This is a genomic window from Streptomyces sp. NPDC057474 (genome assembly GCF_042802555.1).
GTDB lineage: Bacteria > Actinomycetota > Actinomycetes > Streptomycetales > Streptomycetaceae > Streptomyces.
Genome location: NZ_JBHVDX010000025.1, coordinates 11,447 through 26,827, shown reverse-complemented (window position 1 = coordinate 26,827; position 15,381 = coordinate 11,447). Strand labels below are relative to the sequence as shown.

The window sequence follows — 15,381 nt, the reverse complement described above, 5'->3', positions numbered from 1 at the left end:
GACGGATATTGAAATCTGTCAGCTGTCATGTGCCATGGGAGCGCCTACCGCCGCTTCCGAACGAAGGAGGCGCTGCGCGAGGCGGTGAACCTCACCGGACCTGGCACGGACATTACGATCGAGGGGTGACGATCACGTACGAGTGGCGGGGCGACTTCGACAACACGGCTCTCAACGCACTGCACGCTGACGGCTTCGGCCACCCGGTTGCTCGGTCCGACTGGCGAGAACGACTTGAGCGCCACAGCCTCGGCTGGGTCTGCGCGCGGGAGGACGACGGCTCTCTGATCGGCTTCGTCAACGTCGCCTGGGACGGTGGAGTCCATGCCTTCGTCCTGGACACGGTGGTCGCACAGCATCGCCGGGCGAAGGGTGTCGGCGCCGCGCTGGTCGCCACCGCAGCCCACGAAGCCCGTGCCGCACAGTGCGAATGGCTCCACGTCGACTTCGAGGAGCACCTGCGGTCGTTCTATTTCGATGCCTGCGGCTTCAAGGAGACGGCAGCCGGTCTGATCGCCCTGTGACGTGGGACCCCGCTCCGTTGGCCGAGGTCGTCGCGAGGTTCTCGGGCCTGGAATGCCCTTGGTGGGTCGCTGGAGGCATGGCGATAGAGCTCGCGGTGGGGCATCGCATCCGGAGCCATGGCGACATCGACGTCCTGCTGCTGCGCCGTGACCAGCTCGCGGTCCAGCAGGCTCTGGCCGACTGGGAGTGGTGGGCGGCCGACCCGCCGGGCAGCCTGCGCCCGTGGGCGGCGGAGGAAATCTTGCCTGAAGATGTCCACGACATCTGGTGCCGGCCGGGACCGGATGATCCCTGGCGCATCCAGGTCATGCTCGACGAGTCCCGCGGTCGGGAGTGGGTGTCACGACGCGACCACCGCGTGCGCCGGCCGATCGGCACGCTGGGCATGACCTCGGCCGACGGGACTCCGTTTCTTGCCCCGGACGTGCAGCTCTACTACAAGGCCGGGGCGCCGCGCCCCAAGGACGAAGAGGACTTCGACGCGGTGCTCCCCGTGCTTGCGGACCGGCAGCGGCAGTGGCTCATCGACGCGATCGCCGAGACGTACGGGCCTCACCCCTGGGCCGAGCGCCTGCGGGCGTGAGCCGGTCCCGAGTGGCTCGGCCGGCGATCCTACGTGGCCTACGCCACACAGAACTCGTTCCCCTCCGGGTCCCGCATCATCCACCAGTGCCCCGCCGGGCCCTTGTCGAACTCCTCGACGCGGGTGGCGCCCAGGGTCTCCAGGCGGGCGACGAGGGCGTCCAGGCCGTCGGATTCGGCGTGGATGTCGATGTGGAGGCGGTTCTTGACGGTCTTGGGCTCGGGGACGTCCTGGAAGAGCAGGCGGCGGCCCTTGCCGATGCCGGTGAAGGGGTCGTAGAGGTCGTCGGGGTGGCGGACGGCGGCGTAGCCGCGGAAGACGTGGTGGCCGTTGTGCTCGGCGACGGCGGCCTCGGGGAGACCGCCCGTGGAGAGGAGATGGGTGATGAGGGCGCTCGGGTCCTCCACCTCGTAGCCCAGCGCCGCGGCCCAGAAGTCGGCCAGGGGCTGGGCGTCCCGGGTGTCGATGACCAGTTTCCAGTTCAGCGCGGTGGTCGTAGTCATGTAACCGGTTATATTGGTTACATGGCTTCGTCGTCCAGGGCATCGACTCCGAAGGGGGTGTCGGGAGTGTCGGGCATCCTGCTGCGGTCCTACTCCGGGAACGTCTACCGGTTCGATCCGGGCGCCCTCTGTCTGGAGCTGCTCATCACCGGCGGCCCCGGCGCCCTGGCCCGCTACGAGGTGCTGCACACCCCCAATGACCTGGTCACCTGGGCCGACCGGTCCCGGCTCACCCCCACGCCCCCGGCACTCCACATCACGGCGGACGACGTGGCGTACGCCCGGCGACTGCGCGACGCGCTGAGCCGTACGGTCGTCTCGCGCGTCGTCGTCGGCGGGCTCCCCGAGCTGGGCATAGCCACGGCGGACACCGCCGACCTCGATGTCATCAACGAAGCCGCCGCCCGGCCGCCGCTCGCCCCCGCCATCGGCGCGGACGGCACCCGGGGCTGGGCCGCCGGCCCGGCGACCGGCGCGCAGCTCGTTTCCACCGTCGCCCGCGACGCCGTCGACCTCCTCACCGGGCCGTACGCGGAACGAATCCGCATGTGCGCCGGCGAGCGGTGCTACCTCGTCTACGTCGACACCTCCCGGCCCGGCCGCCGCCGCTGGTGCTCGATGGAGCACTGCGGCAACCGCAGCAAGGTCCGCGCCCACCGCGTGCGCCGCTCCGTGGGAGGGCCGCTCGCACTCAGTCAGGAAGAGCCGGTCGAGAAGAAGGGGTGATCCTCATGTCCACTCGATCCACCGGACTCACCAAGGACGCCGGATGGGAAGTCGGCGTCTCCCGAACCCTGTCCCAGTCACCCGCCGCCGTATGGGAGTTCATCAGCGGACCGCGCGGACTGGAGCTGTGGCTCGGCGCCGGGGCGCGCCTCACTCCGGAGCCCGGTGCCCCGTACGAAACCGACGCGGGCGTCACCGGCGAGGTGCGCGGCTACCGTCCCGGTGACCGTATCCGCGTCACCTACGGCGATACGACCGTCCAGGTCGGCGTCTCGGTGGCCGGCGGAGGCAGGTCCGTGCTCGTCTTCCATCAGGAACGGATGGCCAGCGCCGAGGAGCGTGAGCACCAACGGGCGTACTGGCAGCGGGTGATGGACCAGGTTGCCGAGGCACTCGACGACCTGGCCTGACGACCAGGAGGGTCAGGAGTCCGTCGGGTCCACCGTCGCCTGGTGGGCCTCGGCCAGGTGCTCCTCGGCCTTCAGCCACGGCAGGAACTGCGCGCCCTTGCGCCAGCCGCAGGTGTCGCATCTGATCGTGCGTTGTACTCCCGAGCGCTGGACCCGCACGGTGTGCTCCCGCCCGTGCTGGTCCCAGCGGCTCACCTTGCTCGTGTTGATCTCCAGCATGAGGTCCCCAGTCGAGGCTTCGCGGTTCCCTGTCGGTGAGGAGTCTGCGGCAAGACCAACGTCAATGGGACATCGATGGGATATCGATTGGGAGAGATTGAACGGTGAGTCATCCCACCACACGCGGCAACCGCAGACTCAGCCCCACCGTCAGCCCCACCCCGGCCAGTTGAACCAGCAGGGTCGTCACCAGCGCCTCGCGCATCCCCATCCCCGGTACCAGCCCCAGGAACAGCGACCCGAGCGTCGCCACGCCCAGCGCCAGCGCCGACTGCTGGGTGGTGATCATCACGCCGCTGCCGACGCCGGCCCGCGCGGACGGGACCTCGGAGAGGACGATGCGGAAGACGATGGGGAGTTGGAGGGCCTGGCCGCCGCCCGCGACCGCCGCGCCCGTGAGCAGCAGCGGCCAGCCCGGCTCGGGCCAGGAGCGCCAGACGGCGAGCGCGATGAGGGCGACGCCCACGCCCTGGACCAGGCCTCCCATGGTCACCACGCGGGTGCCGTAACGGTTGACCAGGCGCGGCCCGGCCAGCGAGACGACGAAGAACACGACCGCCATGGGGGAGAGGGCGAGCCCCGCCGCCGTCGGGCCGAGCCGCGCCCTCCTGCAGCGCCACCGCGATGACGAACATGAACCCGCTGAACGTCGAGACCTTCAACAAGCGCAAGCAGTACCGCAACGCCCACGTCGGCCTCCTCGACGTCGACCACACCGACCTCTGGCTCGGCCCCCGCCCCGGCCCCCGCATGGTGACGTACGTACCGGCCGACGAGGAGACGCGGAGGAGGCTGGAGAGGCTGCATGCGATGGCGTTGGAGCGGGAGGCCCAGTGAGCGCCGGACTCCGAGGACTTCGGGTGGGCGCACTCGCCGTCCGGGCGCTTACGCGTCGGCCCTGGGGCCCTTCACGCCGGCCCCCGCCGCGTCCCGCACCTCCGCCGACTGCAGCCGCTCCGCCGTCCGGTCGGCGGTGCGCCGGGCCCACGCCCCCGTCGTCAGCGCCCCGAGCACCAGGACGGCGAACCCGCACGCCGCGACGATCCACCACGCGGGCCGGGCCGCCGCCACGAACGCGCTCGCGTACGACGACGAGCCGATCCCCGTGGCGAGCACCGCCCCGATCACCGCGACGCCCAGCGTCTGCCCGATCTGGCGGCTGGTGGAGGCGACGGCGGCGGCGACGCCGGCCTGGGTGCGGGGCATGCCGGAGACGGCCGTGTTGGTGATGGGCGCGTTGACGAAGCCGAAGCCGAGGCCGAACAGGACGTAGCCGATGACGAGGGTGAGGTTCTCCGTCTCGGCCTCGAAGGCGGCGAAGAGCACTCCGCTCGCGGTCATCGACACCCCGGCGACGAGGAGCGGCAGGCGCGGCCCACGGCTGCCGACCAGCCGTCCGGCGACCGGTGCGCAGACGAAGCACAGGATGGCCATCGGGAGCATCCACAGGCCGGCGTGGAGGGCGTCGAGGCCGCGTACGTTCTGCAGGTACAGCGTCGACAGGAACAGGAAGCCGGCGAGCGCCGCGAACGCGCTGACCGCTATCACCGTGGCCCCGCTGAAGGGTGCCGAGCGGAAGAAGCGCAGGTCGATGAGGGGTTCGTCGCGGCGGGGCTCGTACCACAGAAGGCCGAGGAGCGAGGCGAGGGCGACGCCGCCGAGGGCGAGGGTTTCGGCGACGGGCGCGTTCGGCGCCTCGATGATCGCGTAGGTGAGGGAGCCGAGCAGCGTGATGACGAGGAGCTGTCCGACGGGGTCGGGGCGGCGGGCCTTAGGGGCGCGGGACTCGGGGACGTACCGCCAGGTCAGCAGCAGGGCGGCCAGGCCGACCGGGAGGTTGAGCCAGAAGATCGAGCGCCAGCCGACCGACTCCACGAGGACACCGCCGATGATCGGCCCGGCGGCCAGGGAGATGCCCACCACCGCGCCCCACGCGCCGATGGCCCGGGCCCGCTCGCGCGGATCCGTGAACGTGTTGGTGATGATCGACATCGCGACCGGGTTGAGCATCGAGCCGCCGACCGCCTGCACCATGCGGAAGGCGACCAGCGATTCGAGGTTCGGGGCGAGGGAACACAGCAGCGAGCCGAGCGTGAAGACGACCAGGCCCGCCATGAAGACCCGCTTGCGGCCGATCCGGTCCGCGGTGGAGCCGGCCAGCATCAGCAGGCCCGCCAGGACCAGGGTGTAGGCGTCGATGGTCCACTGCAGGCCCGCGAGGCTCGCGTTCAGGTCGCGCTGCATCGAGGGCAGGGCGACGTTCAGGACGGTGTTGTCCAGGCTCACGATCAGGAGGCTGGTGCAGCAGATCGCGAGCACGAGCAGACGGTGGCGGCGGCTGAGCTCGGGCATGCGCTCCATCGTACGCCCAACTCGATAGTGCGCCTAACTAATGAATGGCGAGCATGCGTCCGTGTGCGTGACAATGGGGGAATGTCCACGCCCGCCTCGCCCCTGCAGATCGGTCCGCACACCGTCTCGCCGCCCGTCGTCCTGGCCCCCATGGCCGGCATCACGAACGCGCCCTTCCGCACCCTGTGCCGGGAGTTCAGTGGTGGCAAGGGCCTGTTCGTCAGCGAGATGATCACCACGCGGGCGCTGGTCGAGCGCAACGAGAAGACCATGCACCTGATCCACTTCGACGCGACCGAGAAGCCGCGCTCGATCCAGCTGTACGGCGTGGACCCGGCGACCGTCGGCAAGGCCGTCCGCATGATCGCGGAGGAGGGCCTCGCCGACCACATCGACCTGAACTTCGGCTGCCCGGTCCCCAAGGTGACCCGCAAGGGCGGCGGCTCGGCCCTCCCGTACAAGCGGCACCTGCTGCGCGCGATCCTCCGCGAGGCCGTGAGCGGCGCCGGGAACCTCCCGGTCACCATGAAGATGCGCAAGGGCATCGACGACGACCACATCACCTACCTCGACGCCGGCCGCATCGCCGTCGAGGAGGGCGTCACGGCGATCGCCCTGCACGGCCGCACGGCCGCCCAGCACTACGGCGGCACGGCCGACTGGGACGCCATCGCCCGCCTCAAGGAGCACGTCCCCGAGATCCCGGTCCTCGGCAACGGCGACATCTGGTCCGCGCGGGACGCGCTGCGGATGGTCCGCGAGACGGGCTGCGACGGCGTGGTCGTGGGACGCGGCTGCCTCGGTCGGCCGTGGCTGTTCGCGGACCTGGTGGCGGCGTTCGAGGGCCGCGAGGGCGACATCATGCAGCCGACCTTGCGCGAGGTCGCGGACATCATGGTCCGGCACGCCGGCCTGCTCGGCGAGTGGATCGGCGACGAGTCGAAGGGTGTCGTCGACTTCCGCAAGCACGTGGCCTGGTACCTCAAGGGCTTCGCGGTCGGCTCCGAGATGCGCAAGAGGCTCGCCATCACCTCCTCCCTCGCCGAACTGCGCGCCGGGCTGGACGAGTTGGACCTCGACCAGCCCTGGCCGGCCGGCGCCGACGGCCCGCGCGGCCGCACCTCCGGCAACAACCGCGTCGTCCTCCCGGACGGCTGGCTCAAGGACCCGTACGACTGCGCGGGCGTGGGCGAGGAAGCCGAACTGGACACGTCCGGGGGTTAGCAACTGGCGTACCTGCGGGGCTGGTTGCCCTGTTCTGCTGGTGTTCCGGTCGTTGTGCGGCCGGTTTCCGTCATCTTGGAATGAGTGAGGAAATGTCCGGGTAGCGCGTTTTGGTGTGCGGAGCGAGTGAGACACCGAAGAAGCCGACGGGGACATCATCGAAGGCGACCGCGAAGACGCCCTCCACAAGGCCGTTTCGGAAGCCGCCGACGCGGCAGAGCGAACCGTCCCGGCCTCCTCCTGGGCCTCCCCCACGTCCTCGTCGCCGACCGCTACGGCAAGGTCCGCCGCTACTGGGACACCTGGACGGCCCACCGCACGCCGACCACCGCATGGGCGTGGACGGAGGCGGAGGCGGAGGCGAGGCAGACGGCGGGAAGGCTGCTGGCGGGGCTGAGCGCCCCGTAAGGGGCGCGGGGAACTGCGCGAGCAACCACACGCACGTGCAGCCCGCAAACAACCCGCACCCCTACGGCGCCTACGCTCCGCCCACGGCAGTGAGCAGCGCCAGTGGAGCCGCCGCGGACCGCGACTCCCGCACACACGCATGCGGATACGGCACCGGCTCCGGATGGGTGTCCCGCCCGTACCCGGCAAGAACTTCCGGCAGCCGATGCCCGGCGGCCGTGGCCGCGTCGACCATGCCGGAGGCCACCGCCCGGGCCTCGTCGTGCAGCCCGTACCGCGCCAGCCCCAACGTGATCAGCGCGTTGTCATGCGGCCAGACCGAACCCCGGTGGTACGACAGCGGGTGATACGCGGGCTGCCCGGCGGCCAGCGTCCGCACACCCCACCCGGAGAAGAAGTCGGGTTCGAGGAGCCGCCGGCCCACCACCTTCCCGTACTCCTTGTCCAGGAGCCCCGACCACAGCAGATGCCCCGCGTCCGAGGCGAGAGCGTCGACCTGCCTGCCCTCGCCGTCCAACGCCAGCGCGGGGAAGCCGTGTTCGGGCATCCAGAAGTCCCGCTGGAAACGGTCGCGGAGGTCACCCGCGACCTGTTCCAGGAGCGCCGCGTACACCTCGTCCTCCCAGACCGTGCGGGCCAGGACGGCGGTGCGGCGCAGCGCGTCGTACGCGTAGCCCTGCGCGCCCGCCGCCATCACCGGCCCGGCGGCGGGCCGGCTGCCGTCGGCGGAGCAGATCGAGCCGGGGGAGTCCTTCCAGTTCTGGTTGGCGAGACCGCCCTGGTCGGCGCGGTAGACGAGGTAGCCGCGCGAGGTGAGGCCACCGTGGTCGAGCATCCAGCCGATCGCGGCCCGCGCGTGGGGTTGGAGACGGCGGGCCAGGGTGACGTCCCCGGTCTGCTCGACGTACGCGCCGAGGACGACGAGGAACAGCGGGGTCGCGTCCACCGAGCCGTAGTAACGCCCGTACGGCACCTGCCCGAAGTGCGCCAGTTCGCCGTGCCGCACCTCGTGCACGATCTTGCCGGGCTGGGCCACCGAGTCGACGCCCACCTCGGTCGCCTGCGCCGCGGCGAGCGCGAGCAGCGTGGCGGCGGCCGGCTCCGGCCGGTAGGGGAGAGTGAAGAGGGAGGTCAGCAGGGCGTCACGGCCGAGGAGGGTCAGGAACCAGGGCGCTCCGGCGGCGGGCACCCGTAGCGTCTCGCCGTCCGGGCCGGTCGCCGGGACCTGGAGCGCCGCGAGGTCGGCGAGGCCGCGTGCGCAGGCCGCGGCCAGCTCCGGCCAGCCGGTGGGGAAGGCCACGCCCTCCACGAACTCGTCCTCCGTCGTGCGGAGTTGCTCGTGCACGGCGGCCGGTGAGCGCGGCACCCGCAGGGCCCGCCGGTCGCCGTGCGTCCGCGCCATCACCCGGCAGGTCAGCTCCACCGAGCCGTGCGGTTCCAGATCGAGGGCCCAGACGAGCCGCCGCGCCCCCGTCCCGGTCTCCTCCACACCGTCCGGCGTGGGCTCGGCCGTCACCGTCGTACACGACCGCCACTCGCCACGCCGATAGCTGAACTCCACACCGTCGTCGAGGACTTCGCGCCCTCTGACGACACCGCTCTTGGCGTAGGTACGGAAGTCGGAGCGCAGCTCGAACTGGTCGGTGAAGTCAACGTCCGCGGTGATCGCGATCCGGACCGTCGTCGCCACCGGGCGGTTGCTCGTGACGCGCAGCGTCTCCACGAACGCACTGTCGGAGACTGCCTGTTCACGGAAGAGCGTGTACGCGGGCGGCTCCCGGCGCCCGCCCCGGGGGACGAGCACGCAGCGCGCGGTGTCGCCGTCCGCGACCGGTGTGAGCGTCTCGGGAACCGCGCCGTCGACGGTCAGCTGCCACCGGCTCAGATGCCGGGCGTCCCGTACGAACAGCCCGTCCGGGGCACTGCCGCCCCGCACCCCGCTGATGTCGCCGCCGTCGCTCACGGCGGCGAACGTCCCGCCGCGCACGAGCAGGTGATGCCGGTCCGTCATCCCCGGTCCCCTCCCTGGTCACTCATGCCGAACACGACCTCGTTGTCGTGGTGTCCGTGGTGTCGTCCCTCGTGCGGACCGTGGTGCTGCTCATGGCCGTCGTGGTGCCGGCCGTGCCCCGGCCCGTGATCGTGGCCGTGGTCCTGGTCGTCCTGGTGCAGCAGGTCGAGGGTGAGAGCGGCGGTCCAGCTGAAGGCGAGTGCTCCGCAGGCCTCACCGGTGTACGGGTCCACGTACTCGGCGAACCCGGACGCCCCCGCGGTCTCCAGCAAGGCCGCCCGCAGCGCGTCGGCACGCCCCGACTCCCCGTGCAGCCTGAGCCCCCGCTCCAGCATCCAGTTCGTGTTGAACCACGCGGGCCCACGCCAGTACCGGTGCGGATCGAAGGCCTCACCGGTCAGGTCGTACGAGGGCACGAGCCGGGTGGCGTCGCCGAGCCCGAAGTGCGGGCCGTGGACCGTGCGCACGAGGGCGGCGACGACATCGCGGGGGAGACCGGGAAGCAGGAGGGGGAGGAGGCCGGAGACGCTGCGCTCGGGGACGAGGGCGTCGGTGGTGGCGTCCCGGCAGAAGAACATCCCCTCCGCCGGATCCCACAGCCGCTCCACCAGTGCCGCCGTCAGGCGTTCCGCGCGCGCCTGCCGGGCCGTCCCCGGTGCGCCCAACTCCTTCGCGATGCGGGCGAGGGCGTGCTCGGAGGCGATGAGGAGGGCGTTGAAGGCCGGATCCTCGACTGCGAACTCGCCCTGTCCGTCGGCATACCCGGCGTCCCGGTAGTCCACCGCCAGCCGCACGTACCGCCCGTAGTCCAGATCCGTCGGCCGGTCCTCGGCCGCGCCGTGGTCGAGGTCGGCGCGGCGGAAGGAGCGGGCCGGGGCGGGGGTGATCCGGGCGAGGGGCGCGTCCCAGGTGGGGCTGTTGTCCATGCCCTGCTCCCAGGGGTGGACGACGGACGCCAGCCCGCCCCCGCCCAGGTCGCGGCGGTGCAGCAGATAGCGGTGCCAGGCCGCCAGCCGCGGGTACACCCGGGACAGGAAGCCGCGCGCCCGGGACAGCCCGGGGTCCGCCCGGTGCACCAGCCACGCCGCCAGCGCGTGCACCGGCGGCTGCACGATGCCCGAGGTCTGCGTGGTGCGCGGGGCGCCCGCGCCCCGACCTGCGGTCGAGGAGCGCCAGAAGTCGGGGCTCGGGAAGTACGCGTCGAGCGGCACGGAGGGGTTGAAGACGATGTGCGGAATCCGTCCGTCGCCCCACTGTGCGGCGAGCAGCGTCTCCAACTCGGTCTGCGCCCGCAGCGGCGACAGATGACGCAGCCCGATCGCGATGAACGCCGAGTCCCACGACCACTGGTGCGGGTACAGCTTGCGCGACGGCACCGTGGACCGGCCCGTCCAGTTGTCCGCCAGCACCTCCGCCGCCGCGCGGTGCAGCGAACCGGACGATGCGGTCGGCGCGGTCGGCGCGGCCGGATCGTATACATCGCCTCCGACGTGCGCGCCCCTGTCCGGGCGACGGGCGGTGAGCTGGGTTGTGCGGTCCACGCAGGGCTCCCTGAGGACAAGGTGCCGACCGGTTCGGCAGTAGCTACCGTAGGGTTACGTCTACTTAACACGCAAAACTCAATATGTAATGCAGAGTTGGTAAGCGCAAGGGGGTGCGCGGGAGTGGATTCCCGAAGGGCCGCGACAATGGCGGCATGAGCAGAAGGGCCGTGAAGGTGGGCAGTCATGCCGGTGCCGGAGATCTCCTGGAGTTGGTCCGCAGCGGCCGGGCCACCACGCGTGGCGCGCTCCAGCAGGCCACGGGCCTGTCCCGGGCCACGGTCGGCCAGCGCCTGGACCGCCTCTTCCGGGCGGGCTGGCTCCGCGAGGGCGCAGGCGGGCCCGTCGACTCCCCGCTCGGCGGCCGCCCCTCCATCACCCTCGAGTTCGACGACGAACACGCACTCGTCCTCGCCGCCGACCTCGACACCCGCCACGCCCGTGCCGCTGTCCTCTCCCTCACCGGCGAGATCCAGGCCGAGCACACCGGCACCCTGGTCATCGAAGAGGGCCCCGACGCCGTACTGGACGAACTCGGGCGCTGGTTCGCCGAGTTGCTGGAGAAGGCGGGCCACCCGGCCGACGCGGTCTGCGGCATCGGCCTCGCCGTGCCCGGCCCGGTGGACACCGACACCGGCCGCGTCATCCAGCCGCCGATCATGCCCGGCTGGGACGGCTACGACATAAGAGGCCGCCTGGCCCGCGCCTTCGCCGAACACGCGTCCGGCCCGGCCGGCGTCCCGGTCCTCGTCGACAACGACGCCAACCTCATGGCGTATGGCGAACAGCGCACCGGATACGCCGACTGCTCGGCGTTCGCGCTGGTCAAGGTGTCCACGGGCATCGGCGCGGGGGTGGTGGTCGGGGGCTCGATATACCGGGGCATCGACGGCGGCGCCGGCGACATCGGCCACATCCGGGTCCCGCAGGGCGCGGACGCGCTGTGCAAGTGCGGCTCGTACGGCTGTCTGGCGGCGGTCGCGAGCGGCGGCGCCGTGGCGCGGCGGCTGGCAGAGGCGGGGATTCCGGCGGCTTCCGGATCGGATGTGCGGGATCTGCTGACCGCCGGGCATCCCGGGGCGACGGCGCTCGCGCGGGAGGCGGGCCGGGTCGTCGGGGACGTCCTGGCGACGGTCGTGACCCTGCTGAACCCCGGCGTCCTGATGATCGCCGGCGATTTGGCCGGAACCCCCTTCCTCACGGGCGTGCGCGAGCTGCTCTACCAGCGGGCCCTGTCCCGCTCCACGGCCCATCTGGACGTGGTGACGTCCCGGCTGGGGGAGCGCGCGGGCCTGGTCGGGGCGGGTGCGCTGGTCGTCGAGTACCTGTACGCGCCGGAGCGGGCCGAGAAGCGGTTGGCGGCGCTGGGGGTGTGAGCCCGGTCGTACGGGTCCCGGCTGCTCGGTCCGGGCGGATGACGGGCGTGTTTCCGTCCCGGACACCGGTCCGCATGGTGAAATCCGGCCCCCTGTAAATGCGTGATTCTCGCCACCCTTGATAAGGGTTGCGCTCACATGAGCGAATCGTGGGCGGTTCCGTGACTTCAAGGGGTGGCACTCGGTGCCACCCTTTGATCGTTCATCGGGCGAACTCAGGCGTGCCGATTGCCGCTCATGTGAGCGTTATGGCACCCTGGTCGAGGTGGACGTGTTCAAGAAGTGAACATATCCCGGGGCTGTTCCTTGCCAAGCCTTGACTTTCGATCTACTGGCGGACGGGTGGTTACAGGCGCATGACGCGCAAGTGGACGTACCCAGGTGCCTTCGATCTGGGTATGTTCCTCGCCGTCAGGGCAGCCACCGCGTCCTCAAGGAGTTGGGACCTGTGTCGGAAAACAAAGATCCCCACGTAGGCCACGTAGCTCAGAGCGTTGAGGGCGTGAAGTTTGTTTATGACTTCACCGAAGGCAACAAGGACCTCAAGGACCTCCTCGGCGGCAAGGGGGCGAACCTCGCCGAGATGACCAACCTCGGTCTCCCCGTGCCACCCGGCTTCACCATCACCACCGAGGCCTGCAAGGTCTACCTCGACAGCGGCGACGAGCCCGCGGCACTCCGTGACGAGGTCACCGCCCACCTCGCGGCCCTCGAAGAGAAGATGGGCAAGAAGCTCGGCCAGGCCGACGACCCGCTCCTCGTCTCGGTCCGCTCCGGCGCGAAGTTCTCGATGCCGGGCATGATGGACACCGTTCTGAACATCGGCCTGTCGGACAAGTCGGTGCAGGGCCTCGCCAAGCAGGCCGGCGACGACCGCTTCGCCTGGGACTCCTACCGTCGGCTCATCCAGATGTTCGGCAAGACGGTCCTCGGCGTCGACGGCGACCTCTTCGAGGAGGCGCTGGAGGCGGCGAAGACGGCCAAGAAGGTCGTCGTCGACACCGAGCTGGAGGCCGCCGACCTCAAGAAGCTCGTCACCAAGTTCAAGAAGATCGTCAAGACCGAGGCCGGCCGGGACTTCCCGCAGGATCCGCGCGAGCAGATGGACCTCGCCATCCACGCGGTCTTCGACTCCTGGAACACCGACCGCGCCAAGCTCTACCGCCGCCAGGAGCGCATCCCAGGCGACCTCGGTACGGCCGTCAACGTCTGTTCGATGGTCTTCGGCAACCTGGGCCCCGACTCCGGCACCGGCGTCGCGTTCACCCGCGACCCCGCCTCCGGCCACCAGGGTGTGTACGGCGACTACCTCCAGAACGCGCAGGGCGAGGACGTCGTCGCGGGCATCCGCAACACCGTCCCCCTCGCGGAGCTGGAGTCGATCGACAAGAAGTCGTACGACCAGCTGATGCAGATCATGGAGACCCTGGAGAACCACTACAAGGATCTCTGCGACATCGAGTTCACCATCGAGCGCGGCCAGCTGTGGATGCTCCAGACCCGCGTCGGCAAGCGCACCGCGGGCGCGGCCTTCCGCATCGCGACGCAGCTGGTGGACCAGGGCCTGATCGACGAGGCGGAAGCCCTCCAGCGGGTGACGGGCGCCCAGCTCGCGCAGCTCATGTTCCCCCGTTTCGACGAGGACGCGAAGGTCGCGCAGGTCGGCCGCGGCATCGCCGCCTCACCGGGCGCGGCGGTCGGCAAGGCGGTCTTCGACTCGTACACAGCCGTGAAGTGGTCGCGCTCGGGCGAGAAGGTCATCCTGGTCCGCCGGGAGACGAACCCCGACGACCTCGACGGCATGATCGCGGCCGAGGGCATCCTGACCTCGCGCGGCGGCAAGACGTCGCACGCGGCCGTCGTGGCGCGCGGCATGGGCAAGACGTGCGTGTGCGGCGCGGAGGAACTGGAAGTCGACACCAAGCGCCGCCGCATGACGGTCCCCGGCGGCCACGTGGTGGAGGAAGGCGACCTGATCTCCATCGACGGGTCGAGCGGCAAGGTCTACCTGGGCGAGGTCCCGGTGGTCCCGTCCCCCGTCGTGGAGTACTTCGAGGGCCGGATGCACGCGGGCGCCAACGACGCCGACGAACTGGTCGAGGCGGTCCACCGGATCATGGCCTTCGCGGACCGCAAGCGCCGTCTCCGTGTCCGCGCCAACGCGGACAATGCCGAGGACGCGCTGCGCGCCCGCCGCTTCGGCGCCCAGGGCATCGGCCTGTGCCGTACGGAGCACATGTTCCTCGGCGACCGCCGCGAGCTGGTCGAGCGGCTCATCCTGGCCGACACGGGGGCCGAGCGCGAGGATTCCCTGAAGGCCCTGCTCCCCCTCCAGAAGCAGGACTTCGTGGAGCTGTTCTCGGCGATGGACGGCCTCCCGGTGACGGTCCGTCTCCTCGACCCGCCGCTGCACGAGTTCCTCCCGGACATCACGGAACTGTCGGTCCGAGTGGCCCTCGCGGAGTCCCGTCAGGAGCCCCACGAGAACGAACTCCGCCTCCTCCAGGCAGTCCACCGCCTCCACGAGCAGAACCCGATGCTGGGCCTGCGGGGTGTGCGGTTGGGCCTGGTGATCCCCGGTCTCTTCACGATGCAGGTACGGGCGATCGCCGAGGCGGCGGCCGAGCGGAAGAACGCCAAGGGCGACCCGCGCGCCGAGATCATGATCCCGCTCGTCGGCACGGTCCAGGAGCTGGAGATCGTCCGGGAGGAGGCCGACCAGGTCATCGCGGAGGTCGAGGCGGCGACGGGGGTGGCGCTGAAGCTGTCGATCGGCACGATGATCGAGCTGCCGCGGGCCGCGCTGACCGCCGGCCAGATCGCGGAGGCGGCGGAGTTCTTCTCCTTCGGCACGAACGACCTGACCCAGACGGTTTGGGGCTTCAGCCGCGACGACGTCGAGGCCTCCTTCTTCACGGCCTACCTGGAGAAGGGCATCTTCGGAGTCTCCCCCTTCGAGACGATCGACAGGGACGGCGTGGGTTCGCTGGTGAAGCTGGCCGCGGAGGCCGGCCGCGCCACCCGCCCCGACCTCAAGCTCGGCGTCTGCGGCGAACACGGCGGCGACCCGGAGTCCGTCCACTTCTTCCACGAGGTGGGCCTCGACTACGTCTCCTGCTCTCCGTTCCGCATCCCGGTCGCCCGCCTGGAGGCGGGCCGCGCGGCCTCCCAGTCGACGGGAAGCGACCACCGCTGAACTGCTGAACCGCTGAACCACACGGGCCATCGCGAGGCTCCGCCTCGCGACCCGAACCCCGGAATCGCCGCTTGTCCCCGACCGACCCTCACCGATGGGCGGCGGTTCCGGATCACGAAGAGAGGGCGGCACCCCGTGCGGGGGGTGCCGCCCTCACGGCTTTGGGTGGGTTTGGGTCTCTCGTGCCTCTCGCGTCTCTCGTGCCTCCTGTGCCTCCCGTGCTTCAGGATCACCCGATTCGGTGGTGATTGGGCTGACCGATCGTTTCTTTGCGTGCTTGCGCCATTACAGTCCGTAATTCCCGGTG

Annotated in this window: 12 protein-coding genes and 2 pseudogenes; 8 read left to right on the top strand and 6 right to left on the bottom strand. The window is 70.8% G+C overall.

Features of this window, described 5'->3' with window-relative positions; genetic code table 11:
• Window positions 1–125 precede the first annotated feature (125 nt).
• Complete coding sequence (locus tag ACFU53_RS10140; protein ID WP_383988554.1) at window positions 126–524, top strand: GNAT family N-acetyltransferase; 399 nt, start codon at window positions 126–128, stop codon at window positions 522–524.
• Complete coding sequence (locus ACFU53_RS10135) at window positions 521–1,108, top strand: nucleotidyltransferase domain-containing protein (protein WP_383988551.1); 588 nt, start codon at window positions 521–523, stop codon at window positions 1,106–1,108. Before ACFU53_RS10140 ends, ACFU53_RS10135 begins: the two co-directional genes overlap by 4 nt.
• A gap of 38 nt (window positions 1,109–1,146) precedes the next feature.
• Here ACFU53_RS10135 and ACFU53_RS10130 read toward each other — a convergent pair whose 3' ends face one another.
• On the bottom strand, window positions 1,147–1,611 hold the full coding sequence (locus tag ACFU53_RS10130) for a VOC family protein (protein WP_383988548.1): 465 nt from the start codon (window positions 1,609–1,611) through the stop codon (window positions 1,147–1,149).
• Between the two features lie 21 nt (window positions 1,612–1,632).
• Here ACFU53_RS10130 and ACFU53_RS10125 point away from each other — a divergent pair, with 21 nt between their 5' ends.
• Together ACFU53_RS10125 and ACFU53_RS10120 are read left to right on the top strand one after the other, a co-directional pair.
• Complete coding sequence (locus ACFU53_RS10125) at window positions 1,633–2,337, top strand: CGNR zinc finger domain-containing protein (protein ID WP_383988545.1); 705 nt, start codon at window positions 1,633–1,635, stop codon at window positions 2,335–2,337.
• Between the two features lie 5 nt (window positions 2,338–2,342).
• A complete protein-coding gene (locus tag ACFU53_RS10120) occupies window positions 2,343–2,747 on the top strand; it encodes an SRPBCC domain-containing protein (RefSeq protein ID WP_383988542.1) in 405 nt (134 codons plus the stop codon).
• Between the two features lie 12 nt (window positions 2,748–2,759).
• Here the strand turns inward: ACFU53_RS10120 and ACFU53_RS10115 are convergent, their stop codons facing one another.
• Together ACFU53_RS10115 and ACFU53_RS10110 are read right to left on the bottom strand one after the other, a co-directional pair.
• Window positions 2,760–2,966 (bottom strand): hypothetical protein, encoded by a 207-nt coding sequence (locus tag ACFU53_RS10115; protein WP_200302358.1) that lies wholly within the window; start codon window positions 2,964–2,966, stop codon window positions 2,760–2,762.
• A 109-nt stretch (window positions 2,967–3,075) separates the two neighbouring features.
• A pseudogene (locus ACFU53_RS10110) lies at window positions 3,076–3,613 on the bottom strand (MFS transporter); the annotation flags it as partial.
• Between the two features lie 16 nt (window positions 3,614–3,629).
• On the opposite strand from ACFU53_RS10110, the pseudogene ACFU53_RS10105 reads away from it, so the two are divergent.
• Window positions 3,630–3,803: pseudogene (locus ACFU53_RS10105) on the top strand (XRE family transcriptional regulator); the annotation flags it as partial.
• Between the two features lie 48 nt (window positions 3,804–3,851).
• On the opposite strand, the gene ACFU53_RS10100 reads toward ACFU53_RS10105, so the two are convergent.
• Complete coding sequence (locus tag ACFU53_RS10100) at window positions 3,852–5,318, bottom strand: MFS transporter (RefSeq protein WP_383988539.1); 1,467 nt, start codon at window positions 5,316–5,318, stop codon at window positions 3,852–3,854.
• Window positions 5,319–5,399: 81 nt separating this feature from the next.
• Between ACFU53_RS10100 and dusB the strand changes: the two genes are divergently transcribed.
• Window positions 5,400–6,542 carry a tRNA dihydrouridine synthase DusB gene (gene dusB, locus ACFU53_RS10095; RefSeq protein WP_383988536.1) on the top strand — a complete coding sequence of 381 codons (1,143 nt, stop codon included), beginning with the start codon at window positions 5,400–5,402 and terminating at the stop codon, window positions 6,540–6,542.
• A 478-nt stretch (window positions 6,543–7,020) separates the two neighbouring features.
• On the opposite strand, the gene ACFU53_RS10090 is transcribed toward dusB, so the two are convergent.
• Window positions 7,021–8,961, bottom strand: coding sequence for a glycogen debranching N-terminal domain-containing protein (locus ACFU53_RS10090; RefSeq protein ID WP_383988533.1), 1,941 nt, complete (start codon window positions 8,959–8,961; stop codon window positions 7,021–7,023).
• Entirely contained in the window at window positions 8,958–10,502 is a 1,545-nt protein-coding gene (locus ACFU53_RS10085) for a hypothetical protein (protein ID WP_383988530.1), read from the bottom strand. The genes ACFU53_RS10090 and ACFU53_RS10085 overlap by 4 nt, the downstream gene beginning before the upstream one ends.
• Window positions 10,503–10,657: 155 nt before the next feature.
• Here ACFU53_RS10085 and ACFU53_RS10080 point away from each other — a divergent pair, with 155 nt between their 5' ends.
• Both ACFU53_RS10080 and ppdK read left to right on the top strand, forming a co-directional pair.
• Entirely contained in the window at window positions 10,658–11,878 is a 1,221-nt protein-coding gene (locus ACFU53_RS10080; RefSeq protein WP_383988527.1) for an ROK family protein, read from the top strand.
• A 448-nt stretch (window positions 11,879–12,326) separates the two neighbouring features.
• A complete protein-coding gene (gene ppdK, locus ACFU53_RS10075; RefSeq protein WP_383988524.1) occupies window positions 12,327–15,074 on the top strand; it encodes a pyruvate, phosphate dikinase in 2,748 nt (915 codons plus the stop codon).
• The last annotated feature ends 307 nt before the right edge of the window (window positions 15,075–15,381 follow it).

Coding starts and splice junctions, on each gene's coding strand:
- ACFU53_RS10130 (WP_383988548.1), bottom strand. CDS start 1,611: ATGACTACGACCACCGCGCTGAACTGGAAACTGGTCATCGACACCCGG.
- ACFU53_RS10115 (WP_200302358.1), bottom strand. CDS start 2,966: ATGCTGGAGATCAACACGAGCAAGGTGAGCCGCTGGGACCAGCACGGG.
- ACFU53_RS10080 (WP_383988527.1), top strand. CDS start 10,658: ATGAGCAGAAGGGCCGTGAAGGTGGGCAGTCATGCCGGTGCCGGAGAT.
- dusB (WP_383988536.1), top strand. CDS start 5,400: ATGTCCACGCCCGCCTCGCCCCTGCAGATCGGTCCGCACACCGTCTCG.
- ACFU53_RS10100 (WP_383988539.1), bottom strand. CDS start 5,318: ATGCCCGAGCTCAGCCGCCGCCACCGTCTGCTCGTGCTCGCGATCTGC.
- ACFU53_RS10090 (WP_383988533.1), bottom strand. CDS start 8,961: ATGACGGACCGGCATCACCTGCTCGTGCGCGGCGGGACGTTCGCCGCC.
- ACFU53_RS10125 (WP_383988545.1), top strand. CDS start 1,633: ATGGCTTCGTCGTCCAGGGCATCGACTCCGAAGGGGGTGTCGGGAGTG.
- ACFU53_RS10120 (WP_383988542.1), top strand. CDS start 2,343: ATGTCCACTCGATCCACCGGACTCACCAAGGACGCCGGATGGGAAGTC.